Annotated in this window: 22 protein-coding genes and 3 tRNA genes; 16 read left to right on the top strand and 9 right to left on the bottom strand. The window is 57.6% G+C overall.

The features are described 5' to 3' along the window. Positions 1-325: 325 nt before the first annotated feature. The 9 genes from dnaN to HMPREF0045_RS06765 all read left to right on the top strand — a co-directional run bounded on the left by dnaN (position 326) and on the right by HMPREF0045_RS06765 (position 10,059). Positions 326-1,456, top strand: a complete 1,131-nt coding sequence (gene dnaN, locus HMPREF0045_RS06805) for a DNA polymerase III subunit beta (RefSeq protein ID WP_005986800.1) — start codon at positions 326-328, stop codon at positions 1,454-1,456. A 5-nt stretch (positions 1,457-1,461) separates the two neighbouring features. Continuing rightward, positions 1,462-2,682: a DNA replication/repair protein RecF gene (gene recF, locus HMPREF0045_RS06800; RefSeq protein ID WP_005986798.1), complete on the top strand. Its 1,221-nt coding sequence runs from the start codon at positions 1,462-1,464 to the stop codon at positions 2,680-2,682. A 2-nt stretch (positions 2,683-2,684) separates the two neighbouring features. Beyond that, on the top strand, positions 2,685-3,467 hold the full coding sequence (locus tag HMPREF0045_RS09745) for a DciA family protein (protein ID WP_005986797.1): 783 nt from the start codon (positions 2,685-2,687) through the stop codon (positions 3,465-3,467). Positions 3,468-3,759: 292 nt separating this feature from the next. Continuing rightward, a complete protein-coding gene (gyrB, locus tag HMPREF0045_RS06790) occupies positions 3,760-5,775 on the top strand; it encodes a DNA topoisomerase (ATP-hydrolyzing) subunit B (protein WP_005986795.1) in 2,016 nt (671 codons plus the stop codon). 34 nt (positions 5,776-5,809) lie between these two features. Next, positions 5,810-8,431 carry a DNA gyrase subunit A gene (gene gyrA, locus HMPREF0045_RS06785; RefSeq protein ID WP_005986794.1) on the top strand — a complete coding sequence of 874 codons (2,622 nt, stop codon included), beginning with the start codon at positions 5,810-5,812 and terminating at the stop codon, positions 8,429-8,431. Further along, a complete protein-coding gene (locus tag HMPREF0045_RS09740; protein WP_005986792.1) occupies positions 8,431-9,003 on the top strand; it encodes a DUF3566 domain-containing protein in 573 nt (190 codons plus the stop codon). The genes gyrA and HMPREF0045_RS09740 overlap by 1 nt, the downstream gene beginning before the upstream one ends. Positions 9,004-9,053: 50 nt before the next feature. Beyond that, positions 9,054-9,130, top strand: a tRNA-Ile gene (locus tag HMPREF0045_RS06775). A 148-nt stretch (positions 9,131-9,278) separates the two neighbouring features. Next, positions 9,279-9,351, top strand: a tRNA-Ala gene (locus tag HMPREF0045_RS06770). Between the two features lie 291 nt (positions 9,352-9,642). Next, positions 9,643-10,059, top strand: a complete 417-nt coding sequence (locus HMPREF0045_RS06765; RefSeq protein WP_005986790.1) for an NUDIX hydrolase — start codon at positions 9,643-9,645, stop codon at positions 10,057-10,059. A 463-nt stretch (positions 10,060-10,522) separates the two neighbouring features. Here HMPREF0045_RS06765 and HMPREF0045_RS06760 read toward each other — a convergent pair whose 3' ends face one another. Further along, positions 10,523-11,044, bottom strand: a complete 522-nt coding sequence (locus tag HMPREF0045_RS06760; protein WP_005986789.1) for a peptidylprolyl isomerase — start codon at positions 11,042-11,044, stop codon at positions 10,523-10,525. A gap of 196 nt (positions 11,045-11,240) precedes the next feature. Here HMPREF0045_RS06760 and HMPREF0045_RS06755 point away from each other — a divergent pair, with 196 nt between their 5' ends. The 3 genes from HMPREF0045_RS06755 (at position 11,241) to HMPREF0045_RS06745 (ending at position 12,681) form a co-directional block, all read left to right on the top strand. After that, positions 11,241-11,441, top strand: a complete 201-nt coding sequence (locus tag HMPREF0045_RS06755; RefSeq protein ID WP_005986787.1) for a hypothetical protein — start codon at positions 11,241-11,243, stop codon at positions 11,439-11,441. 111 nt (positions 11,442-11,552) lie between these two features. Continuing rightward, complete coding sequence (locus HMPREF0045_RS06750; RefSeq protein WP_196793405.1) at positions 11,553-12,341, top strand: AzlC family ABC transporter permease; 789 nt, start codon at positions 11,553-11,555, stop codon at positions 12,339-12,341. Next, on the top strand, positions 12,316-12,681 hold the full coding sequence (locus tag HMPREF0045_RS06745) for an AzlD domain-containing protein (RefSeq protein WP_005986784.1): 366 nt from the start codon (positions 12,316-12,318) through the stop codon (positions 12,679-12,681). The genes HMPREF0045_RS06750 and HMPREF0045_RS06745 overlap by 26 nt, the downstream gene beginning before the upstream one ends. A 94-nt stretch (positions 12,682-12,775) precedes the next feature. Here HMPREF0045_RS06745 and HMPREF0045_RS10185 read toward each other — a convergent pair whose 3' ends face one another. Next, positions 12,776-13,414, bottom strand: a complete 639-nt coding sequence (locus tag HMPREF0045_RS10185) for a cell division protein CrgA (RefSeq protein WP_081466801.1) — start codon at positions 13,412-13,414, stop codon at positions 12,776-12,778. Between the two features lie 85 nt (positions 13,415-13,499). Between HMPREF0045_RS10185 and HMPREF0045_RS06735 the strand changes: the two genes are divergently transcribed. Together HMPREF0045_RS06735 and HMPREF0045_RS10755 are read left to right on the top strand one after the other, a co-directional pair. Continuing rightward, entirely contained in the window at positions 13,500-14,255 is a 756-nt protein-coding gene (locus HMPREF0045_RS06735; RefSeq protein ID WP_005986780.1) for a class E sortase, read from the top strand. A 6-nt stretch (positions 14,256-14,261) separates the two neighbouring features. After that, positions 14,262-14,423 carry a hypothetical protein gene (locus HMPREF0045_RS10755; protein WP_005986778.1) on the top strand — a complete coding sequence of 54 codons (162 nt, stop codon included), beginning with the start codon at positions 14,262-14,264 and terminating at the stop codon, positions 14,421-14,423. A gap of 315 nt (positions 14,424-14,738) precedes the next feature. On the opposite strand, the gene pknB is transcribed toward HMPREF0045_RS10755, so the two are convergent. The 7 genes from pknB to HMPREF0045_RS06700 are packed head-to-tail and all read right to left on the bottom strand — an operon-like array spanning position 14,739 to position 23,728. Then, positions 14,739-16,649 carry a Stk1 family PASTA domain-containing Ser/Thr kinase gene (pknB, locus tag HMPREF0045_RS06730; protein WP_005986776.1) on the bottom strand — a complete coding sequence of 637 codons (1,911 nt, stop codon included), beginning with the start codon at positions 16,647-16,649 and terminating at the stop codon, positions 14,739-14,741. Beyond that, the gene (locus HMPREF0045_RS06725; RefSeq protein ID WP_005986774.1) at positions 16,646-17,866 is read right to left on the bottom strand and encodes a serine/threonine-protein kinase; all 1,221 of its coding nucleotides are present in this window, start codon (positions 17,864-17,866) and stop codon (positions 16,646-16,648) included. The genes pknB and HMPREF0045_RS06725 overlap by 4 nt, the downstream gene beginning before the upstream one ends. After that, positions 17,863-19,350: a peptidoglycan D,D-transpeptidase FtsI family protein gene (locus HMPREF0045_RS06720; protein ID WP_005986772.1), complete on the bottom strand. Its 1,488-nt coding sequence runs from the start codon at positions 19,348-19,350 to the stop codon at positions 17,863-17,865. Before HMPREF0045_RS06720 ends, HMPREF0045_RS06725 begins: the two co-directional genes overlap by 4 nt. After that, entirely contained in the window at positions 19,347-21,215 is a 1,869-nt protein-coding gene (locus tag HMPREF0045_RS06715) for an FtsW/RodA/SpoVE family cell cycle protein (protein WP_005986771.1), read from the bottom strand. Before HMPREF0045_RS06715 ends, HMPREF0045_RS06720 begins: the two co-directional genes overlap by 4 nt. Then, positions 21,202-22,560, bottom strand: coding sequence for a PP2C family protein-serine/threonine phosphatase (locus tag HMPREF0045_RS06710; RefSeq protein WP_005986769.1), 1,359 nt, complete (start codon positions 22,558-22,560; stop codon positions 21,202-21,204). Before HMPREF0045_RS06710 ends, HMPREF0045_RS06715 begins: the two co-directional genes overlap by 14 nt. Then, entirely contained in the window at positions 22,557-23,036 is a 480-nt protein-coding gene (locus tag HMPREF0045_RS06705; protein ID WP_005986767.1) for an FHA domain-containing protein FhaB/FipA, read from the bottom strand. The genes HMPREF0045_RS06710 and HMPREF0045_RS06705 overlap by 4 nt, the downstream gene beginning before the upstream one ends. Next, positions 23,033-23,728 (bottom strand): FhaA domain-containing protein, encoded by a 696-nt coding sequence (locus tag HMPREF0045_RS06700; RefSeq protein ID WP_005986765.1) that lies wholly within the window; start codon positions 23,726-23,728, stop codon positions 23,033-23,035. The genes HMPREF0045_RS06705 and HMPREF0045_RS06700 overlap by 4 nt, the downstream gene beginning before the upstream one ends. A 275-nt stretch (positions 23,729-24,003) precedes the next feature. Here HMPREF0045_RS06700 and HMPREF0045_RS06695 point away from each other — a divergent pair. Further along, positions 24,004-24,087, top strand: a tRNA-Leu gene (locus tag HMPREF0045_RS06695). Positions 24,088-24,328: 241 nt separating this feature from the next. After that, positions 24,329-24,596 (top strand): transposase-like zinc-binding domain-containing protein (locus tag HMPREF0045_RS11065; RefSeq protein ID WP_462138029.1); only part of this gene is annotated, 268 nt, incomplete at its 3' end.

The raw sequence follows: 24,596 nt of genomic DNA, 5'->3' as shown, positions 1-24,596 counted from the left end.
GCTATGAGCTTTAGCACTTTCCACAGCCGCCCCGAGTTATCCCAAGCTTTAACCACACACAGCCCACATTCGCCGTCGGCGCGCTACCGGCCCAAAAAGCGGTTTTCCACAGCTTCCACACCCGCTACTACTACTGCTGACTTTTAAACCCCACACGATTTGCAAGCTCGCCAACGTAGGCCAATTGGGGAAAACCCCCGCTACGGACGCACCAAGCCAAGGGTGCAAAAGTCACACAGTGACCCTTTTTGAGATGCCCTATAGGGCGATACCGGCTAAACTTTTAAGCCGCCCCTCTATATCCATCTAAGGAAGGCCTCCCAACGTGAAGCTCAGGGTAGCCCGTGACGTTTTAGCTGAAGCAGTAGCCTGGACTGCTCGCTCAGTGCCACCCAACCCGCCGGTTCCGGTGCTGGCTGGGGTGCGTATGGAGGCTAAGGGGGATGTTGTAATCCTGTCTTCCTTTGACTATGAGGTATCTGGGCGTTGTGAAATCCCGGCCTCGGTTGAGGTTGAGGGCGAGGTACTTATTCCTGGCCGTGCACTCACCAAGTTTGCTAAGGGCTTTCCTAGCAAGCCGGTAGATATTGAGCTGGTGGGCACCCGTGTACGTTTCACCTGTGGTTCAGCTCATTCTGAGCTGCCGGCTATGCAGGTTGATGACTACCCAGCTTTGCCTTCAATGCCCGCCCAGGTGGGCACCATCGACTCTGACGTGCTTTCTAAGGCGGTAGCTCAGGTTTCTATTGCTGCTGCCCGCGACGACACTCTGCCGCTGCTAACCAATGTGTGCATGGAATTTAGCGGCAATAAGCTGACCATGCTGGCTACTGACCGTTACCGGCTAGCTATGCGCGAAGTGGAGTGGAACCCAGCTAAGCCCCTGGACGCGGTGGTGCTGCTAAAGGCCCGCACTTTAGCTGATGTGGCTAAGTCTCTGGTTTCCGGCGCCCCCATTGAGATTGCGCTTAATGACGACGACGCCGTAGCTTCACGCCTGATTGGTTTTGAATCCGGTGAGCGCCGCACTACTTCAGTGCTTAGCGACGGCGAATACCCCCAGGTGCGTCGCCTGTTCCCCGAGCAGGTCAACACCTATGCCACGGTGGGACGTAAAGAGCTACTAGATGCGGTTAAGTTCGTGTCTTTGGTGGCCGAGCGCAACACTGCACTGCGCCTAACTTTCACCGAGGGTAACTTGCATCTTGAAGCTGGCCAGGGTGAGGATGCACAGGCCAGTGAAGAGCTGGTAGCCCACCTAGATGGCAACGAAATCTCTGCTGCTTTCAACCCGCTTTTCCTGCAAGAGGGCCTAAACGCGCTAGCTAGCAACTATGTGCGTTTTGACTTCACCCACCCCAATAAGCCGGCAGTTTTGGTTGGGGTAGATGAGCCTGGAGCCGAGCCTGACCCCAGCTTCCGCTACTTGCTGATGCCTATCCGCTTTGGCGTGTAAGGCATATGTACGTAGCTGATTTGGCGCTGACTGACTACCGCTCATATGAGCAGGCGGTAGTCAGTTTTCCGCCTGGAGCTACGGTACTGGTGGGCTCAAACGGGCAGGGTAAAACCAACCTGGTTGAATCCATTAACTATTTAGCTACACTTTCCTCCCACCGAGTTGGCGCCGACACCGCCCTGGTCAGGCGTGACGCCAGCGATAAAAATCAACCCAACGCCGCCGTCATCCGCGCCAAACTAATCACTGCCGCCCGCCCGCAGCTGCTAGAAGTAGAAATTATTTCCGGCAAAGCTAACCGGGCCCGGCTAAACCGCGCCCCCACCCGCCCCACCCAACTGCTGGGGATTTGCCGCACAGTGCTGTTTGCCCCGGAAGATCTGGCTTTGGTGCGTTCAGATCCACAGGTGCGCCGGCGTTTTTTAGATGACCTGGTGGTTATGATGAGCCCGCGTCTGGCCGGGGTGCGCGCAGACCACGACAAGGTGCTAGCCCAGCGCTCAGGCCTGCTGCGGGGACTAAAACGTAAAAGCGGCTCAGCACGTAGCAGCGCCCTAGCCACTTTAGATGTGTGGGATGAGCAGCTAGCCCAGTTAGCTGCCCAGCTGATTGCCGCGCGCGTCAAACTTGTGCGCCAGCTACGCCCTTGGGTGGCCCAGTCTTATCAGACGGTTTCGCTAGCGCAGTCGCAGGCAAATCTGGCCTACCGCGCGAGCCTGTTGGCTGCGCGCGGCGTAGCTGACCCGGATATTGCGGACACCGGGGAGTGGGAGGATTACGAAAATTCTCTTCTGGATGTGCAGGCCACCAGTAAAGCTTTGCTCGAAACTATGGGACAGCTGCGCCAGCGGGAACTAGAGCGAGCGGTGAACCTAGTAGGGGCACACCGCGATGACTTGATGCTGTTCCTGGGGCATCTGCCCGCTAAAGGTTTTGCTTCACACGGTGAGCAGTGGTCGCTAGCGCTTGCGTTGCGTCTGGCTAGTTTTGAGCTAATGCGCGCTGATAGCGCCTTGACCAGCATCGATGGTAAGAGTGAAGACCCGATTTTGATTCTTGATGATGTTTTCGCGGAATTAGATATGCGCAGGCGTCGGGCCTTGTCGCAGATGGTGGCCCAGGCTCAGCAAGTGCTTATTACCGCTGCAGTTGGCGACGACGTCCCTAGCGAACTTGATCATCACCGTTTGCAGGTGACCGGCTCTGTAGTAAGCGAAGTTTAGCCGTGAACAGTGAAGATTACGGTGACCAAATGGCTGTGGCCGCGCTGGCACGCCAACGCGAGCAAGCCTGGAATGCAGGCCATAGCCTAAAGCGCCTACCTCGTAAAAGCCCCGGTGGCCCAGTGCTAGCAGCAAGCCCAGCAGCAGGCGGGGCTCCGGCGTCGTCGTCACTGAAGGGCCAAACTACAGACGCAACTTTAAACGCGGGCACAAATGCCGCCCCAAACGCGGGCGCAGGTGCAGCCCAGAATGGCTCCGCAAATGCGGACCCAAACGCACCTGTAAACGCCGCCCACAACCCAGCTGCAAATGCGGACGCGCTAGCACCCTGGGACGCAGTCAGTATTGGGCGTATCCGCCGGCGCCAAGAACGCCACGCCGAGATCGTCAACGGCCAACCCGTCTCCCAAGCTCGCGTGTATTGGCGCGATCCGCGCTCAGGTAAACGTGAGCTGGACGGCTTTTTTCACCGCCAAGGCTGGGAAGAATCCCTGCGCATAGCCAGTGTCAAGGTGCGCTGGGAAGAGATTGTCGGCAAGGATATGGCTGAAAATTGCAGCATTTATTCCTTCAAAAATGGCCGCCTGGTAATGCGCGCCCACTCCACCAACTGGGCGCAGCAACTGCAACTGATGATGCCCCAGCTGGAGGCCCTATTTGAGCGCGAAGTAGGCCCGGGCATTGTCAAAAGCATTAAAGTGCGCGGCCCTAACGCGGATTACACCTGGCGTCACGGCAAACTGGCCGTGCCCGGGGCGCGTGGGGTACGCGACACCTACGGCTAAAGTGCGCGGCTTGCCCAAGCGGGCGCCGTTGGCTGTGGGTACTAAGCACCGCCACCAGGCACCGTCGGGCAGCCGGAGCCTAAGTGATAGCTAAGGCACAGTATTTGCTTAGGGCCACACCGCCGCCAGGCCGGAAAATCGCGCCTAACACGGTAGAATATAGGTAGTTTGAGCTGCCTTACCGGGTAGTTAAACGTGCCGTTAAACCCTCCCTAGGCGGCACATACAGACCTAATGCAAGGGCAAGGATCTTTTTTGACCCTGCCAAGCAAGAACGAGGAGCATATTAGACGTGGCTGAGCAGGATAGCACTGTGACTAACGACAGCTACGGAGCTTCAAATATCACGGTTTTGGAAGGCCTTGAAGCTGTCCGCAAGCGTCCCGGTATGTATATCGGTTCCACCGGTGAGCGCGGCCTGCACCACTGCGTATACGAGGTAGTGGATAACTCCGTAGATGAGGCTCTAGCTGGTTACTGTGACCACATTGAAGTCACCATCCTGCCCGACGGCGGTGTGCGCGTGGTAGATAACGGTCGCGGTATCCCGGTGGATGAGCACCCCACTGAACACAAGCCCGCAGTTGAGGTAGTACTTACCGTGCTGCACGCAGGCGGTAAGTTCGGCGGCGGCGGTTACTCCGTTTCCGGTGGTCTGCACGGTGTGGGTGTGTCGGTAGTTAACGCCCTGTCCTCCCGCTTGTCCGTTGAGGTGCGCCGCGACGGTTACGTTTGGAATATTGATTTTGCCGACGGCGTCCCCACTGCTCCCCTACGTCGCGGTGAGCCCACTGACCAGACGGGCACAACCGTCACTTTCTGGCCCAACCCCGAGATTTTCGAAACCACCGTTTTCGACTTTGAGACGCTGCGCCGTCGTTTCCAGCAGATGGCCTTCTTGAACAAGGGCCTGCGCATCTCGCTAACCGACGAGCGTGACCTATCCGTTGACGGCGACGAAATTGCCGGCAGCGAGCAAGACACCCAGGCGCACAAGCACCGCAGCGTGTCTTACATGTACTCCGACGGTCTACGCGACTACGTGCACTTCTTGAACAAAACCAAGAAGGCTGAGCTGATCCACCCCGAAATCATTGACTTCTCCGCTGAGCAAAGCGGTGAGCATGGGGGCATGAGCGTAGAAATCGCCATGCAGTGGACTGCTGCCTACTCCGAGTCGGTACACACCTACGCCAACACCATCAACACCACCGAGGGTGGTACTCACGAAGAAGGCTTCCGCACCGCCCTGACCACGCTGGTCAACAAGTATGCGCGTGAAAAGGGCCTGCTTAAAGACAAGGAAGATAACCTCTCCGGTGAGGACGTACGTGAGGGCCTAACGGCGGTTATCTCCATTAAGCTCTCTGAGCCCCAGTTTGAGGGCCAGACCAAAACCAAACTGGGTAACACTGAGGCCCGCTCCTTTGTGCAGCAGACGGTTTACGCCCAGCTAACCGACTGGTTTGACGCTCACCCGGCAGACGCCAAGGCGGTTATTAGCAAGGCTAAGCAGGCTTCTGCTGCGCGTATTGCGGCCCGTAAAGCCCGTGAAGCTACCCGTCGTAAGGGTGTGCTGGAAAGCGCTTCCATGCCCGGTAAGCTGCGTGACTGCTCCTCGCGCGACGCCTCTAACTCTGAAATTTTCATTGTTGAGGGTGACTCTGCAGGTGGCTCTGCGGTAGGTGGCCGAGACCCTGAGCACCAGGCAATTTTGCCGATTCGAGGCAAGATTTTGAACGTGGAAAAGGCGCGCCTAGACCGCGCCCTCTCTAGCGACACTATCCGCTCGCTGATCACCGCTTTTGGTACCGGCATTGGTGAAGATTTTGAGCTTGAAAAGCTGCGTTACCACAAGATCGTGATTATGGCCGACGCCGATGTGGACGGCTCCCACATTGCCACCTTGCTGCTGACGTTGCTGTTCCGCTACATGCGCCCGCTGATCGAAAACGGTCACGTCTACATCGCTATGCCGCCGCTGTACCGTCTCAAGTGGTCCAACGCCGAGCACGAATTTGCTTACAGCGACGAGCAACGCGACCGCCTGCGTGAGGCTGGCGCCGCTAAGGGCTGGCGTATGCCCAAGGAAAACGGCATTCAGCGCTACAAGGGTCTAGGTGAGATGAACGACCACGAGCTGTGGGACACCACCATGGACCCGGCCCACCGCATCCTCAAGCAGGTCACCCCGGATGAGGCTGCCGACGCTGACGAAACCTTCGCGGTTTTGATGGGTGACGACGTCGAATCACGCCGTAGCTTCATCCAACGCAACGCTAACGACGTGCGCTTCCTGGATATCTGAGCCCTCGACTACTTAAAGAACAGGAATAACTTTCGTGAGTGACGACCAGATCGAAGTAATCGAGGAGCCCGGATTCGACCGCATTGAGCGCGTCGATTTGCAGCTGGAAATGCAGCGCTCCTACCTCGACTACGCCATGAGTGTGATTGTTGGGCGCGCCCTGCCGGACGTGCGTGACGGCCTCAAGCCCGTACACCGCCGCATTCTTTACGCCATGTACGACGGCGGTTACCGCCCCAACGCGGCTTTCTCTAAGTCTTCGCGTGTGGTGGGTGACGTAATGGGTAGCTTCCACCCCCACGGTGACGCCGCCATTTACGACGCCCTAGCCCGTCTAGTACAGCCCTGGTCTATGCGCTACCCGCTGGTAGCCGGACAGGGTAACTTTGGTACCCCCGGTAACCTGGGCCCGGCTGCGCCGCGATACACTGAATGTAAGATGGCCCCCCTGGCCATGGAAATGGTGCGCGACATCGACGAAAACACCGTCGATTTCCAGGACAACTATGACGGTAAAGAGCAAGAACCCACTATCTTGCCTTCCCGTTTCCCCAACCTGCTAGTTAACGGCTCTGAGGGTATTGCGGTGGGTATGGCCACCCGCATTCCCCCGCACAACCTGCGGGAAGTGGCCGACGGCGTACAGTGGCTGCTAGAGCACCCCGACGCTTCACGTGAAGAGCTACTTGAGGCCCTACTACAGCGAGTACACGGCCCTGACTTCCCCACCGGCGCCACAATTTTGGGTCGTCGCGGTATTGAGCAGGCCTACCGTACCGGTCGTGGCGGCATCATCCAGCGCGCCGTCGTCAACGTGGAAGAAATCCACGGCCGCCAGTGCCTGGTAGTAACCGAGCTGCCCTACCAGGTAAACCCTGACAACCTGGCTGAAAAGATTGCCCAGCTGGTACGTGACGGCTCCCTGGGCGGTATTGCTGACATCCGTGACGAAACCTCCGGCCGTACCGGACAGCGTCTAGTAATTGTGCTTAAGCGCGACGCCGTAGCCAAGGTAGTACTAAACAACCTCTACAAGCGCACCCAGCTACAAGACTCCTTCCCCGCCAACATGCTGGCGCTAGTCGATGGCGTGCCGCGCACCCTAAGCCTGGATGGCTTTGTACGCCACTGGGTGGAGCACCAGCTGGACGTGATTGTGCGCCGCACCCAGTTCCGCCTGCAAAAGGCTCTGGACCGCCTGCACATTTTGGATGGCCTAATGCGCGCCATCGACGCTCTGGACGCCGTAATCGCGCTGATCCGCCGCTCCCCCACCACCGATGAGGCACGTGTGGGTCTAATGGAACTGCTCAGCGTAGATGAGATTCAGGCTGAAGCCATCTTGTCCCTGCAGCTGCGACGCCTGGCCGCCCTGGAACGCCTAAAGATTCAGCAGGAAACCGAGGAACTGCGCGAGCGTGTAGCCGACCTGCGTGACATCCTGGCCCGCCCTGAGCGTCAGCGCGGCATTATCTCCACTGAGCTGGCAGAAATCACTGAGAAATTCGGTGACGAGCGCCGTACTCGAATCGTGCCGCACGAGGGCGAAATGAGTATGGAAGACCTCATCCCCGAAGAGGAAGTGGTAGTTACTATCACCCGTGGTGGTTACGCCAAGCGCACCCGCACCGACAACTACCGCTCCCAGCACCGTGGCGGTAAGGGTATTAAGGGCGCCGCCCTGCGTGAAGACGACGTAGTAGAGCACTTCTTCGTCACCACCACCCACCACTGGCTGCTGTTCTTCACCAACCTGGGCCGCGTTTACCGCGCCAAGGCCTATGAGCTGCCCGAGGGTGGTCGCGACGCCAAGGGCCAGCACGTAGCTAACCTGCTGGCTTTCCAGCCGGGTGAAACCATTGCCCAGGTAATGGAGCTTAAAGACTACGAGCAAAGCCAATACCTGGTGTTGGCTACCCGCCGGGGCCTGGTTAAGAAGACTGCGCTGCGTGAATACGAATCCAACCGCTCTGGCGGCGTGATTGCTATCAACCTGCGTGAAGACGCCGACGGTAACCCCGATGAGCTGGTCAGTGCGGCTTTGCTAGATGAGGGCCAGGATCTAATTCTGGTTTCACGTCACGGCCAAAGCTGCCGCTTTACTGCCACCGACGCCACCTTGCGTGCTACCGGCCGCGCCACCAGCGGCGTCACCGGTATGCGTTTCCGCGACGGCGACAGCCTGCTAGCCATGGATGTGGTGCGTGAAGGCGCAGACCTGTTTGTGGTTACCGACGGCGGTTACGCCAAGCGCACCAGCGTGGATGAATACCCGGTTAAGGGCCGTGGTGGTCTGGGCGTGAAGGTAGCCAACCTGGTAGAAGCACGCGGTGAGCTAGTAGGGGCCTTGATCACGGACGAATCCGATGAGGTTTTGTGCATCATGGCTTCAGGTAAGGTAATGCGCTCGGCGGTGGCAGAAGTGTCGCGCACCGGCCGTAACACCCAGGGCGTCACCTTCGCCAAGCCCGACGAGAGCGACCGGATTATCGCCGTCGCCCGCTCCCAAGAACGTGACCTTTCTGACGATGACGCAACCGAACTAGGCGCTAGTGTTCAATCCGACGTAAATGAGGCAGTTAACCTGCCTTTAGAGGGTGACGAGCAGCCCCAAGAGTCGGTAGCCTTAGACGCGAATGAAAGCGAGGCCAAATAATGTCGGTACCCCCCTCGATCACGCCCCAGCCTAAGGGCAACCAGCCCAAGGGTGTTCCCCCTAAGGGCGTGCAGCCGGGACCGCCGCCGCGTATCCGCACCGCACCTCAAGCAGGCGGCTCACGCCCGGCACCACGACCGATGCCCGCATCTATGCCTCCGGCACAGCCCCCACGCCAGCACAACCCTAAGCCTGCCCCCGTTGCTGCTGAGCGCCGTTTTGTGCGCCTAGCGCTAGAGCGCGTGGATCCTTGGTCGGTTATGAAGACTGCCTTCCTGCTATCGGTGGCAGTAGGCATCATGACCATCGTTGCGGCTGTAGTGGTGTGGTTCTCCCTAGATGCGCTGCACGTGTTCGCCAAGATTAAGGATCAGGTACAGCAGCTTGGTGGTGAGAAGTCGCTGCAGGCCGTGGTGGAGTACCTCAAGCTTTCGCGTGCGGTTTCCCTGGCTACTGTGGTGGCGGTTGTGAACATTATTCTGTCCACCGCCCTGGCCACTATCGGTGCCATGATCTACAACGTAACCACCCACCTGATCGGTGGGATCTATCTCACACTGGCAGATGATTAATTCGATTTGATTATCTGCGTCTGGCTCGTGTAATCTCTATCGAGTCAAACGGGCCTATAGCTCAGTTGGTTAGAGCGCATCCCTGATAAGGATGAGGTCGCTGGTTCGAGTCCAGCTAGGCCCACCACCGGTTGAACGGAGCAAATTAATGAGCTTCGCAGCTAAATCCCTGATTGCACTTAGCCTAGGTGCTTGCGGTTATGCCCTCTGGTTAAAAACCGCCCCTAAACGTTGGCAAGCGCAACCTTGGATTAAAGTAGCTGATCCGGCCTAATGGGGCTATGGCGCAATTGGTAGCGCACCTGCTTTGCAAGCAGGGGGTTACGGGTTCGAGTCCCGTTAGCTCCACCCAGTATCCGCTCGCAGTTAGACTGCGGCGGATTTTTTTTATGCCCACGACGGCGCCGGGCGGCTAACGCTGGCAACGGCGGCTGCGTGGGCGGCGTCGTTGGCGGCACTGAGCCGCTATGGGCACCAGGCCAGCGTAGGCAGCGCTCTCAGGCAGCGCTGAGCCGCTGTGCCGGACTGCGGGACCCAGCAGCGGGGTCGGGAGACAGCACGGGCGTCGTCGCCAAGCCGACGTGGACACAAGCCACTACGGGCGCATACTTGAGGCGTAACTAGTGGCTGGAGAAAAAGATGCTGTTAGAAGAGTTCAAAATTGTGGAAGTAGCTGCCATTGTGCTGCGTGACGCCCAGGGGCGGGTGCTGAGTGTGCGTAAAGGCTCCTCCCCCAGGTTTCAGATGCCCGGAGGCAAGCTAGAAGCCCACGAAAGCCCCCTAGAAGCGGCTTTACGCGAGGTGCATGAGGAAGTGGGGCTAGACCTTAAAAACTCTGCTGTACGCCCCTTAGGCGATTTCAGTGCGCCAGCCTCAAATGAACCGGGCTTTACGGTGGTTTCCCACGTATTCATTGCGGATGGGGTTTTTAACCCCCAGCAGGTGCGCCCACACGCTGAAATCGCAGAAGTGGACTGGTTTGACCCCGCTGTCCCTACTACGCGGCCCCAGGCGCCCCTACAAGCCAAGATTTTCGCGGCAGTAGCCCAGCTATAAACCCAGACGTACATAAATCCCAGACGCATATAAACCCCAGATGCAGCCCTAGCGCAGTTATCCACAGTTACTGGGCAGATGCGTTAATCACAGCTGGGGAAGCGTTATCCACAGCTGGTGGGTTGTGTGTAAGTGAGGCTGTGGATCTCGTGGATAACCTGAAAACTGCGTCTTACCTGGAGTTTTCCCCAGCTGGGGATATCTATGTGGATAACTCACAAGCGTGTAAGTCCACAGAGTTATCCACAACTGTGGAGTAAATACACGGGTGTTATTAGCTGACTACCCACACGTTTCCACCTTTTTAGTGGGGTTATCCACACTATTTATACACAGCCTGTGGATAACTGTGGATTGCGGTGGGCTCGGCGTCGTCCAACGCCGGCACGGCCTGGCCCAAATAAAAGTGGGGGGTTGGGCGTTTAAAACACCCAACCCCCCACGAAGGAATTAACTTCGGTTATTACTCAACGATGTCGATGGAGTTGATAACCACGTCCTGCAGGGGACGGTCACGGCCATCGGTGGGAGCAGCCTCAATAGCGTCCACAACCTTGCGTGAATCCTCATCCACTACCTTGCCGAAAATGGTGTGCTTGCCCTGCAGCCAAGGGGTTGCCACAGTGGTGATGAAGAACTGTGAACCGTTGGTGCCGTGGCCCATGCGGGTACCGGCGTTGGCCATAGCCAGCAGGTAAGTGTCGGCGAAGGTCAGGGAGTTGTCGATCTCGTCGTCGAAGGTGTAGCCGGGGCCGCCGGTACCGTTACCTAGCGGGTCGCCACCCTGAATCATGAAATCTTTAATTACGCGGTGGAAGGTGACGCCGTCGTAAAGAGGACGCTGGGTCTCTTCGCCGGTGGCCGGGTCAATCCAGGCGCGCTTACCGGTAGCCAGCTCTACGAAGTTGGTAACGGTAATCGGGGCCTTGTCCTCGAACAGCTCCAGGCGGATATCGCCGAGGTTAGTGTGCATAATTGCTTCCATAACCTCATACTCCCACAATTTGCTTAGTTGGCGGCGTGGCCTACCCCATGGAAAAGCCCATGAAAGTTGTTGAGATAGTTACGCTGTGACCTAATTTTTCTTGTGGCGCAGCTTTTGAGGCGGGTTCGAATGGAATGAGAGCCAAAACAGTGACATTATTGGATGTAACGTTACTTACTTCTTTGAGGGAGTCATCATGTCTTGCCACAAAAACGAATCGACCAAGAGCTGCAGCTTCTTCAAGGGCCTAGGTGTAGCCTCCCTAGTGGCTGCCGCTGCCGGTGCTGCTTTCGTGCTGTACAAGCGCAGCCAGCCGGTTGAGGACCCCTGGGCGGAGGAGTACTGGTCTGAGGTTGAGGCTGAAGACGAGGACGAGGAAGCCCCGGCTGCTGAGTGAGTTTTCACTACACAAACAACGGTGTCGCCTAAAGCGGCGCCGTTTTTTGTTGCCATTTCACTATCCGTACAGGGTTAGAGCGCTGTAAAAGCGGCGTCTATGCTCAAGGGCATGGCTCAATCATTGAGTAGCGTTAGAGATGGTTTGCGTGACAGTACCCCAATTTTTCTGGGCTATATCCCGCTAGGCATCGCCTTTGGGATCGTATTGGTAACTGCCGGTATCCCCGGTTGGTGGGCACCTATCTTTGCCACAGTGGTTTATGCCGGTTCTATGGAATTTTTGCTGGTTTCGCTAATAACCGGCGGGGTGGGGCTAGTTACGGTGGCGCTTAGTGCCCTGTTTGTTAATGGCCGCCATCTGTTTTACGGCTTGAGCTTTCCCCGTAACGTGCCGCCGGGGAGGCTGGCGCGCACCTACTCTATCTACTCGCTTACCGACGAGGTGTATGCGGTTACTGCCGCTAAAGACCACTCGCGCATGACTTGGCGTTACCTGCTGACAGTGCAGCTGTGTTCGCACCTGTCTTGGGTGTTGGGGGCCTGCTTGGGGGCGCTTACTGGCAGTAGCTTTGGGGGCTTTATTTCGCAGCATACGGATGTGGCCGACTTTGTGCTCACCGCCTTGTTCACGGTGCTGGCAATTGAGGCCTATAAAGCCAACCCCGACTCGGGGGCGCTAGTGGCGGCGTCGGTCTCTGCCGTGGTGACGGTGGCCGTGGGCGGGCGCCTGGCCATGTTTTGTGGGTTGCTTACTTTAAGCCTGTGTTTAAGCGCCCTGTATTTACGACGACGGCGCTCGCTTAGCGTCACTGCGGCTGGTGGTCGCGGGGCTGGTTTAAACCAATCTGAGGCTAAAACAGGGCAGTTAAACCATGAAACGCGGGGTAGTGATGAGTGAAGCTGTGGTTAGGCAAGCGGTAAGTAACTGGCATGTTTTAGCGGTGGTGGCGGTAGCTGCGGCCGTCACCTTTGGCTTGCGCTACACCGGGGTTAAGGGCGCCGACCAGGTGGCGCACCGGCCACTGATGCAGTTTTTGTCGCGCACTATGCCCCTGGGGGTAATGGTGGTACTGGTGGCTTACACGCTAGGCGATTTAAGCGCAGATTTAGGCCGTAGCGCAGCCTTGGTGGGGGCAGTGGCTATAACCGCTGGTTTGCACCTGTGGCGAGGCAATGTGGCCCTATCTTTGATAGTTGGCACCGCCTCCTATGCGCTGCTAGCGGCGCTAGCGGCATGAAAAGCGCCTTAGCCCAACTGTTGGGCTAAGGCGCTAAGGCTGCTAGGTATGGGCCAAAAAACAAGTTCAGGTATCTATGCCTGACCCATTGGCTTTACTTCCAGCGCAAGATCCCAATGAATCCGGCCAGCATGAGTACGAAACCAACGTATACGTTGCCGTTGGCCAGCCAGTCGGCCCGGTGGGCCTTAATGAACCACGGCACCGGGTATTCGCCACCGGTCATGTAGGAAACCACCACCCAGGCTAGGCCCAGGCACATGATGGTGCACATGGTGGGGGCATACCAGGCGGGGCTGGAGATGTTCTTAACCTTGTGTGGGGTACGTGAAGCCTTGCGGCGCTCTAGTTCCTTCTTAGCGACCTTGGCCTTGAGCGAGTCAGAGGACTTTGAGTCCAACTCAAGGCTCTTACGGTCAGCCTTGCGGGCCCGCTTAGCTAGGGCCTGTTCGCGCTCAGCGTCCTTGGCTGACTTCTTTTTGCCTGCAGACTTCTTGGCGTCGTCGGCATCCTTAGCGGATTCTTTAGCGGACTCCTTGGACTTTTTAGAAGACTTTTTAGCAGAGCGCTTCTTGTCAGAGCCCTTATCTGAGTCTTTTTCTGAGTCCTTGGCAGACTTCTTAGCGGAGTCCTTGGCGGCACTGTTAGTGGCGGACTCGTCCTTATCCTCGTCCTTGCGGGCTAGATCTTTGGAGCCATTTTTCGACACAGGATTCTCCGGTTCGTTTCTCATTTAGTGGAAGTAGAGTACTTTAGTGCTAGCTTACCGCTTAATCTAGGTGAGCAAGACCAGCTCAACAACGCAATGGAGTGCATACATGACCGCGCACGTTACAAGTCAAGCTCGGTCCCGAAAGGTACTGGATGTATTCCTGACCATTATTGGTGAGCTGCTGTTAACGGCTGGTTTACTAATTGGTTTATTCCTGGTGTGGCAGCTGTGGTGGACGTCGATTGACGCCAACGCCAAAGCTGAACAGACCATGACTCAGATTCACAACACCCTGCCCACCTCGCCTAAGAAGGCAGGTAATAAGCACACTGAGGCCCCACCAGTAGAGCCCACAGTGGCTTACGGGCAGCCTATGGGGGTGCTGATTGTGCCCAAGTGGTATGGCATCACCAATAACAACATGCCTATCTATCAGGGCACTGGCCAGGAGCTACTGGATCAGGCGGCAGCTGGTCACTACCAAAACACTGCCTACCCGGGCGCTATTGGTAACTTCTCGGTGGCCGGACACCGACGCACTAACGGTAACTCCTTTAGGCGCATTGATTTACTTAAAGCTGGCGACGAAGTAATCGTTGAAACCGCTACCGCCTGGTATGTCTATAAAGTGACTGGGCATGAAATTGTGGATCCCTCACAGGTGGATGTGATTGCGCCCGTGCCCAATAACCCCAATGCGCAGCCCACCCAGCGTTTACTGACTATGACCACCTGCCACTCGGCCACATTAGGGGAGTGGGGTAATGATCAGCGCTGGATTGTGCACGCGCAGCTGTCTTACTGGATTCCTCGCGGTGAGGGTCGCCCCGAATCTGTCCTGTCCGATCCTGGCGTTAAGTGAGGCAACATGTACGGGTTTATTTTCCGCCACCTACCCGGCCCCAAATGGCTGAAGGTAATTGAATCGCTAGTACTGATTTTGGCCGTAGTGTTTGTGTTGTTTGAGTGGGTGTTCCCGCTGGTAAACACCTACATTGTGGGTAACACTGCAGAGGTTTCTAACGGCTAAAAGCTTCTAACGGCCAAAAGCCAGGCCTGGCGCCTAAATTGTTTGACGTCTAAACCGCCTTGTGGACGCCGGTAGGCGTCTGCTGCTATCAGTAAGCCAACAGCTCTAAATAGTGTCATTACTGGGGCTGTATGACTATCTCTAGCCTAAGTATCGCGCTAGTTAAACCGCGCCATTGTGGGTGCAAGACGTATATCTGATGCCCACTACAGGGTGCTTAAAATGCTTTGTGCCGGCTCTTTCGAGCCGGCACAAAACATGCCTTTTAGGTACTCGCAAAGGAAGTGATATACCTGCCTCTGAGTATATCACAACTTAGTGGTTGTTGTTGTTACCCGGGATACCAGGGTAAGGAATGAGCGTTTCATTGCCATTACCGTTACCGTTATTGTTCCCATTGCCATTTCCATTACCGGTGGTGGGGCTAGGCGAGGCGGTAGGCGACTGCGTAGGCGGAGCCGAGTACTGGCCTACCGTCAAAGTAATCTCAGCGCCGCTATCCACAGTAGCGCCAGCAGCAGGGTTCACGCTAAGTACCTTGCCGTTCTGATCTTGCTGAGTAGTGGTCTGCTGGTTAATGGTGATCACCGTGAAACCAGCGCTAGTTAGCGCCTTCTTCGCCTCATCAGTGCTCATACCCACCAGGTTCTGAGGCACCACCAGGCGGCCCGAGGCAACCTGCAGGTTCACAGTAGAGCCACGCTTAGCCTTGGTGCCCGCTGCCGGGTCAGTAGAAACCACGTTACCGGCCTTAACCCCACCGGCGTCGACGGTAGTAACGTCACCAACCGTGAAACCGGCCTTTTCCAGAGCATTTCGGGCATCACCCTGAGTTTGGCCAGACACGTTAGGTACCGCCACAGTGGCAGAACCAGAGGAGAAGTGCACCTCAACCTTGGTGCCAGGGGCAGCCATCGTGCCCGCACCAGGGTCATAGGAAACTACCTGACCCTCAGGGATCGTGTCAGAAGAAACGTCAGCGCCACGCTGGAAGGCCAGGCCCACACCCTCAAGGGCGCTACGAGCCCCAGCCTCATCCTTACCGGTAAGGTCAGGCACAGACACTGCAGACTGGGTGGGGGAGGCAGTGGTGTGCTTACTTGGGGTCCCCCCAAACACGCCGGCCGCAGCCAACGCCCCTACCAGCGCTAGTAGCGCCACCAGGGTAATTAGACCAATAATCAGCAGCTGCTTCTTCTTACGTTTAGCAGCCTCTTCCTCAGCCTGACGGGCAGCTTGCTCATCCTTAACCTTAGGGATAGAGCCAGTGTTAGTTGCCGCAGGGGCGGAGGGAACCCCCGGAGTGGGGGCGATAACCGTCGTCGCCTGCTGCTGCCAAGTCTCAGTAGCCGGGGCGTTAACCTGCAAACCACGGATAGCGGCCTGCAAATCTGCGCGCATCTGGTCAGCGTTCTGGTAGCGATCCTCACGGTGCTTAGCCAGCGCCTTCATCACCACGCGGTCCATGGATTCGGGCACGTCCGGGGCAATTTGCGACGGCGGCACCGGCAACTCACGCACATGCTGGTAGGCAATGGCCACAGCCGAGTCACCCTTAAAGGGCGGGCGGCCAGTTAGCAGCTCATAAAGCAGGCAACCACAGGAATAAATATCAGAGCGGGCATCAACCACCTCGCCGCGCGCTTGCTCTGGTGACAGGTACTGGGCGGTACCTACTACCGCGTGGGTTTGGGTTACCGTAACCGCACTATCCTCAATAGCGCGAGCAATACCGAAGTCCATGACCTTCACCTCGCCGGTGTTGGTCAACATAATGTTTCCAGGCTTAATGTCACGGTGCACAATGCCGTTACGGTGCGAGTAGCCCAGCGCCTGCAGCACGCCAGAAACAATCTCGCCAGCCTCATCAATCGGTACTGCCTCGCCCTCGCTTAGCAGCTCACGTACCGTGTGACCCTGCACGTACTCCATAACAATGTAGGGCACAGTCTGGGTGGAACCATCAGCGCGGGTAACCACCTCTTCACCAAAGTCATATACACCCACAATCGAGGGGTGGTTTAGGGCAGCAGCACTTTGCGCCTCACGACGGAAACGCGCCTGGAAAGTAGGGTCTTCAGCAATATCGCTACGTAGTAGCTTGATTGCCACAGTGCGAGATAGACGCTTATCGCGGCCGAGGTACACCTCAGCCATGCCGCCACGGCCGATCAGTTCAAGCACCTCATAGCGTCCTGCCAAGACTTTAGAGATACGTGCTGTCACAATGCCTCCTGGGCAATAGATATGGAGGGGGCGCCAGCCTCGCGAGAGGCAAACTCTGCAATATTCGAAACACTGTGCGCACTAGCAGGCGGCATATTGCCACCGTCTAACGCGCGTACCGGAACCGCAAAAGCGCTTGCAGCCAATCCAATTAGAAGTAACACCAAGAACAATACTGCCACGAGAACAATGGCATAGGTACCCGTGGACAAATTCGTGGGATTAGAGCTTTGCAGCAGGTCCCACAAGGAATTGGCGCCCGGGTTAGATTTAGGCATTCGCGAATGCGGCTTCTTGCTAATCGGAGTGCCCTTAGCGGCCGTCTTAGGCTCATGCTGAACCGGAGCCCAATTCTGCGGCGGGTTAGCGTTCCAGGTGACGGCGTCGTCGCTAGGCAGACCAATAATGATGCGGTCTAGACGGCGGGCCAAATCCTGGGCGGTAGTGGGCCGGTCAGAGGGCTTCTTAGATAGCAGCGCGTAAATCAATTCACGCACATTTGCCGGCACCTGCTCAGGCAGTGCAGGAACCGGGTCGTTAACGTGCGCGTAAGCAATATCAACTGCGGTGGCGCCGGTGAAAGGACGTGCCCCAGCTAGTGCCTCATAAGCGATAACACCCAGTGAGTACAGGTCTCCAGCGGCTGTGGCAGCAGCGCCGGTAGCCTGCTCGGGGGCAAGATACTGGGCGGTACCCATAACCATGCCGGTAGCGGTCATGGGCAGCTGGTTGGCTCCAGAAGAAATACCAAAATCCAGTAGCTTAGCCAGTCCCTCCTGGTTAACCAGGATGTTGGAGGGCTTAACGTCACGGTGTACCACGCCGGCCTCATGCACTACCTGCAGGGCGCGGGCGGTTTGGGCTAGCAACGGCAAAATCACGCTGGGGGGTAGGGTACCCTTCTCAGCGATCAGCTCTGACAGGGGCTTACCCTGCACTAGCTCCATAATGATCCAGCCGGAGCCATCAGCTTCACCGTAGTCAAGCACCATGGCTAGGTTGGGGTGGCGCAGGCCACGAGCATTTTTAGCTTCGGTGCGTAGACGCTGCAAAAACAGCTCGTCACCGGCTAGCTCGGGGCGCATTACTTTGGCGGCTACAACACGTCCAGATCGTAGATCTTGAGCACGCCAAACTTCGCCCATACCGCCCATAGCGATGCGTTCGATCAGGCGGTAGCGGTCCTGAAGTACTAGTCCAGCTTCTGGTTTAATCATTGCTGCGTTGCCTTAAAGACAGTGGCTGCGATAGGGGCAGCTTCACTACCGCCAGTACCCGTATCAGCGGTCTGATCGCCGCCATCGAGTACGACAGCGATGGCAATGGTCGGAGCCTGTCCGGAAGGACCAGCGTAGCCAATAAACCAGGTGACGGGGCCGCCGTCGCTACCGGTTTCAGCCGTACCAGTCTTACCCGCTACATCCATGCCATCAACCTGAGCCGAGGTACCGGTTCCCGAAGCAACCACCTGGATCATCATGGTTTTAAGCTGTCCCGCAACCGTCGAAGAAATGGGGGAGCGTGCCACCTTTGGGCTGGTGGTGGAAATGACCGAAAGCTTGTCGTCCAAAGTACGCTTAACCAGGTAGGGCTGCATCTGGTTACCGTCGTTTGCCACCGTGGCAGCAACTTGGGCCATTTGCAGAGGAGTTACACGTACGGACTGCTGCCCGATACCCGCCATTGCCAATTCAGCTTGTGACTTGACTGACGGGAAGCTGGAGGGGGTAACCGTCAAAGGGATCGACGACGACGTGTTAAAGCCCCAAGCTTCAGCCTCGCGGGTGAGCTCCTGCTCGCCTACGTTCATAGCTAGCTGAGCGAAGGTGGTGTTGCAGGACTCGGCGAAGGCGTAAGTCAGGGTGACTTTACCGTTACCGCAGGACTCACCCGCATAGTTTTGCAACTGGTGGGTGGTGCCCGGAAGAGTGACGGTGTCAGGGGCGTCAACTTGGGAATCAGGGGTGACCTTACCCAGGCGCAGTGCGGCTGCGGCGGTAATTACCTTGAAGGTAGAACCGGGTGGGTACAGGTCACCGCCAATGGCGCGGTTGATCAGCGGGGTACCGCTGTCAGAGTTGAGCTGCTTCCAGGCGGTGTCGGCAGTGGTGCCGTCATGGCTGGCTAGCAGGTTGGGGTCAAAAGAGGGAGTGGAAACCATTGCCAAAATGGCGCCGGTCTTGGGGTTAAGAGCCACCACAGCCCCCCGCTTAGTGCCCAGGGCCTGGTAGGCGACCTTTTGCAAAGTGGGGTTAATGGTTAGCTCAACTGAGCCACCTTGGGGTTGGTCCCCGGTGAACAGGTTCTGGATGCGACTACGCCACAGCGACGGCGAAGAGCCGTTTAGCACCGTGTTTTCGGCATTCTCAATGCCGGTCATGTTGGAGAAAATAGTGGAGTAGTAGCCGGTCACTGACGCATACAGCGGGCCGTTAGAGTAAACGCGCTGGTAGCCCAGGGAGTCGGAAGACTTAACCGAGGCGGCTACGGCCGTGCCGTCAACCATAATGGCGCCGCGCGCCTTACCGTACTCCTGGTAGATAGTGCGCGCGTTACGTGAGTCCTCAGTTAGCGAGCCATACTGCGAGCTAGATTCCCATAGGGCGGGACGTGCAAATCCCTGCAGGGAAGTCAAGGACACAAGCAGTGCCAAAAACATGCCTGTCACAAGCAAAGAAACGTGGCGAATCTGAGGGTTCATTCAAATACTCCTCTGATTACTTCCGTGTTCTGGTGGTCTTGTGCCGACGGCGGATTGGTCCTGCCTGGCTGTACCGGTTGCACCGGTTGTACCTGCTGTGCCGGCTGGGCGGCGCGGCGGCCGTGAGCGCGGTTAGGGGTGAGTGTCGGGGCTGGCTGAGTAGCTGGGGCACCTTGGGGGCCACCCATCGGTATTCCCTGAGGAGCGGTACCCTGCGGGCCAGCAGTCGGTCCCTGTGGGCCGTACGGTCCAGGGCCACCAGTCGGCCCTTGCGGGCCGTACGGGCCAGGGCCGCCCTGCGGGCCAGGGCCATAAGGCACCGGGCCTTGGGGGCCGCCTTGCGGGACGCTACCACCCTGGGGGCCGGCGGGGCCGTAGCCAGCAGCGGCGGCGTCGGGAGTGCCCGCGCTAGCAGCGGCAGCCTTATCAGCCTCCGCGTTTTCCTGCGCAATCTGGCGCCGCAGCGACTCAGGCAGCTCAGTAGTATCAATGATCTGTGGGGCGCGCACAGTGGGGCGACGGGCGGCGTCGGAAAGACGCAGCAGCAAAGCCAAAATCACCCAGTTAGCTACCAAAGACGAGCCACCATAAGCCAAGAACGGCATGGTCAAACCGGTTAGCGGAATCAGACGGGTGACGCCACCAACCACCACAAACACCTGCAAGGCCATGGTGAAAGACAGGGCCGTAGCCAGCAGCTTGCCAAAGCCATCACGCAGCGCCACCGCAGTACGCAGGCCGCGCTCAATGAAAACCAGGTACATCAGCAAGATTGCGGTTAGACCAGTCAGCCCCAGCTCCTCACCGAAAGAGGAGGTGATGAAGTCAGAGTTAGCGAAAGTAACCAGGTTGGGGTAGCCCTTACCCCAGCCGGTACCAAACAGGCCGCCAGAAGCCATCCCAAACAGGCCCATAACCAGCTGCCAAGAGCCACCAATGGAGCTGTAGACCTTGTCATCCATGGCAAAGCGCCAAGCGTTAACACGGCCGGTTACGTGGGCCAGGTGCGAGGACAAAACGGGCTCAAACAGCAGCCATAGCAAGGCCAGACCCACAATGGCTAGGGTGGCGCCAATAATCAGCCAGGAAGGACGGTTGGTGGCCACATACAGCACCACCACGAACATCCCGAAGATCATTACTGATGTGCCCAGGTCCTTCTGCATCACCAGCACCCCAATGCTGGCTGCCCACACCACCATCATTGGCATCAGGTGACGCCAACGTGGGAAGTGCACACCCAGGATGCGCCGGCCAGACAGCGCCAGGTTGTCGCGGTTAGCCACCAGGTAGGAGGCGAAGAAAATCGACAGCAGCACCTTGGTTAGCTCTGCCGGCTGGAAGCTCATGCCCAGACCGGGAACCACAATCCAAATCTGGGAACCGTTGATTTCACGCCCCAAGCCGGGCACAAAAGGCAAAACTAGGCAGACAATACCCAGCCACATGCACCAGGTGTCCCAACGGCGCAGTTGGCGGTAGTCGCGGATGAAGAACAGCGCCGCGCAGCACAAAATCACGCCAATGGAAGTCCAAGCCACCTGCTTGAAACCCACAATGTATTCAGTCTGCTCAAGCTTGCGGTAGGCAATGTCTAGGCGGCTGATCATGGCCAGACCCAGGCCGTTTAGCGCCACCGCAGTGGGCAGTAGCACCGGGTCGGCGTAGGGAGCACGCCACCGCACCCACAGGTGCACGGCAATAGAAATACCCAGCAGCGAGCCGGCTAACTGCCAGATTGAGGTGGGGGCTGAGCCGGTGCGGTTGAGGATGGTCAGCAAGAAGCCGCCCAGGCCAATGACCAGGGCGATTACAAGCAGCAGAACCTCAGACCAGCGTCCAGAACTAGGTTTAATTAAATTCACCGTTTTGACCCCGCTGTAGGCGTTGTGTCCGAGCTGGTGCCGGGTTTAGGGGGGCCGGGGAGGAGGCCGAACCTGCAGGCGGAAGGGTGGACGACGACGTCGGCGTGGGGTCGTTCAGGTGGGAAGTGACTGTCTTAGAGACATAGTTGCGCGCTGAACTTAGAGAGGGCAGCAGCACATTTTCGCTCAGGCGGGCCCGCATTTGCTGGTCCAACTGGCTGGGTTTGGGAGAGGCAACCGTTTCTACGGGTTTGGAAAGCTTAACTGGGCCCAGGGTTTGTGGAATGCCCTGGTAAATGACGATGGAATCGCCACTGATAGTCACGTAGTACTGGTTTTGGGTCCAGCGCCAGGCGATTGCGCCCAGGCCGCCTAGCAGTGCCAGGGTCAGCAGCACAGTCAGGATGCGACGCGGCCAACTCCAGCGCTTGGTTACGTGCGGGGTGGTGTCGACGAGTTCTTCGTCTTCTTCTTCCTCAGCTGGGAAATTGGGCAGCAAAGCGGCGGCCTTAGCGGCTGGAGAGTCCGGTTCAGGGGCCGGTGGGGAGGCGACAGTGCGCGGCTGCACCACGGTTTCGGAGGCAGCAGAGCCCACTACCTGCGGCTCAGTCTGCACGGTAGTGGAGTCAACGATGTCAAAGATGACTGCGGTGATGTTGTCGGGGCCGCCAGCCTTACGGGCTAGGGAAATTAGCTCTTCAGCAGCCTCACCGGGGTCTTCCACCTTGTTCAAGATGGATTCAATGGTTTCTTTGCTGACCAGCCCGGATAGACCATCTGAACACAGCAGCCAGCGGTCGCCCACCTTGGCTTCACGGATGGACTCATCTAGCATGACGTCGCCCTGGGCGTCGCCAAGCACGCGCAGTAGCACGGAACGCTGGGGGTGGTGGGAGGCTTCCTCGCGGGTTAGCCGACCGGTTTCAACCAGGTACTCCACGAAAGTGTGGTCGCGGGTGACCTGTTCTAGGTTGCCGTCACGCAGCTGGTAGGCGCGTGAGTCACCCACGTGCACCATGGCTAGCTTGTTGCCGCTACGCATAACCGCAATACAGGTGGTGCCCAGGCCAGATAGGGATGGGTCAGCAGCGGAAAGAGCAGCCAGTTCAGCGTGAGTGTCTGCCACGGCCCCACGTAGTAGGGCTAGCAGGTCTTCAGCGCCGTGCGTGTCATTGTCTAGGGGCGCCAAGTGGCTGACGGCGACTGCGGAGGCGATATCGCCACCAGCAGGGCCACCCATGCCGTCACATAGGACACACAGGTGCGGGCCGGCGTAGCCGGAGTCTTGGTTGGAAGAGCGCACTAAACCAACATCAGAGCGCGCTGCGTAGTGTAGAGAGATCACGGCCTCAGCTCCAGGGTGGTCTGGCCGATACGGACCGGGGTGTTCATGGGAAGTTGGACGGTGCCGGTGACAGGATTACCTCCTAGCAAAGTGCCGTTGGTGGATCCTAGATCCTCCAACCACCAAATACCGTCCTGCGGGAAAATACGGGCGTGACGGCCCGAAGCGTAGTCGTCGTCAAGCACTAAGGTGGCCGCAGGGGAGCGGCCAATAATGATTGAACTGGGGGTTAGCGGCACAGTTGAGCCCGCTAGCGGCCCTTCTGTGATGACTAGCCGGGTGGCTCCGCGTTGGCGGCCCTCCACCATGCCGTCTGTCTGGAGGTTACGGGCCATGCGGCGGCGTCGGTCAGTGGTTGACGACGACGCAGCGGTCACCAAGACGTCGCGGCGCAAAATACGCAGCGAAGCCCAAATAAAGACCCACAGTAAGACCAGGTAGGAAAGCCGTAGGAGAGTGAAAGCTAATTCGTTCACCCGGCAACCTCGTCACTACCGTCCCAGAACATAATGGTGGTGTGACCAATGGTGATGGTGTTGCCGTTGACGAGGGTAGCGGCATCCATACGCACACCCTCAACGAAGGTGCCGTTGGTGGAGCCTAGGTCAGTGGCGACCGTATGTCCTGCGGTTAGGCGAATTTCCAGGTGACGGCGAGAAACTCCAGAATCATCAACGATGATGTCTGATTCACTGCCGCGACCAATGATGGTGACGGGACCGGTGAGCATATAGCGCTGGCCGTTAATGTCCAGGATAGGAGAGGTAATAGTTGGGCGAGTCACGGGTGCCGAAGCGTCCTTACGTGTAAAAGCGTTTACGTGGATAGCGTGCGGATTAAGGGAGGGTTCCGCAGCAAAGCTGATGGCGATTTGGCCAATGAAGGAATAGCCCTGGGTGTGGGCGTGGCGGATGAGCTCCTGACTCATCTCGGAAGCCAGCACGCTTGAGCCCCAAGCGTTTATCTGGTCAAAGTTGATCGGCGCTAAAGAAACCTGGAACACGTTGGGGGCAACAGTGCGGTCACGTGAGAAGGCCGTGGCCTTCTTATCCATGGTTTCAATTAGCTTGGAGGTGATCTCGATCGTGTCTAAAGGCTGGGCATCTTTGTGAACTAGACGGTTAGCAACAGCTTCCCCGCTTCTTTCGATACGGTCGAACAGCCCCATTTGCCACACCTCCTACAGTATTCAGGCCGGGCTGGCCTATTAAACTTAACGCGCTCTCAACTATCCAGGTTAAACCGGTAGCTCATAAGTCTAGCTACTGGCGTGGCCTTTGTGGACTGTGAGAGCAGTGGTACGTCCAATACAAGGGTCATGATACCGGTTAATGCTGTGATGCATCTGGAAGGACATATCCCCATGTGGCAGAGATCATAGTCTAATTTGCTGCTTTCGATTGGATTTTTAGGGGTGGGTTCGTGCTAATCTTTCAGAGCGCCGCGCGGGTGGCGGAATTGGTAGACGCGCACGGTTCAGGTCCGTGTGATCTAACGATCATGGGGGTTCGAGTCCCCCCTCGCGCACTGGTAAGACCGGGTCAGGAAACTGGCCCGGTTTTTTGTTGCCTTGCCCGGGCTGCTGGGTTAAAGGACAAAAAGAGTTGGTCTGAGCCCGACCTTTCGGCTTTGTAGTGCGAGAAAGTCTGGTTCAAAGTTGTTGGGGGCCAACTTTGAGGGTGGACAAAATGTGTTGGTGAAACATCGACTTTTCGGCTTTATGGTGCGGGAGAGTGGGCGTCAAAGTTGGTACTGGCAGATTCGGTGAGTGAACATCTCGAAATGCGATTCCTGTGGCAGGAAGCTGATCCGGTACGGACTGTCGAAATCGGGCAAGCAGAGGTGGCATTGCACCTCGTGCCACTCAACTGGCGTGCAGCGGATTGATACCTCGGCCAAGCATCTGGGTGAGTTTCTTGCCTGGCTGCTCAGCGGTAATCGGCAGGCGGATATGCCAGGTGGGGGCAGGTCGTTTCGCAGGCGATGCCAGGGTTTGTGGCAGGTGTGGCCTCTTGCTCCGGTGGTGGATGAGGTGC

Origin of the sequence: Actinomyces graevenitzii C83 (genome assembly GCF_000239695.1) — a bacterium.
GTDB lineage: Bacteria > Actinomycetota > Actinomycetes > Actinomycetales > Actinomycetaceae > Actinomyces > Actinomyces graevenitzii.
Note: the sequence above shows the minus strand (reverse complement) of the source record. Positions and strands in the feature narration are given on the sequence as shown.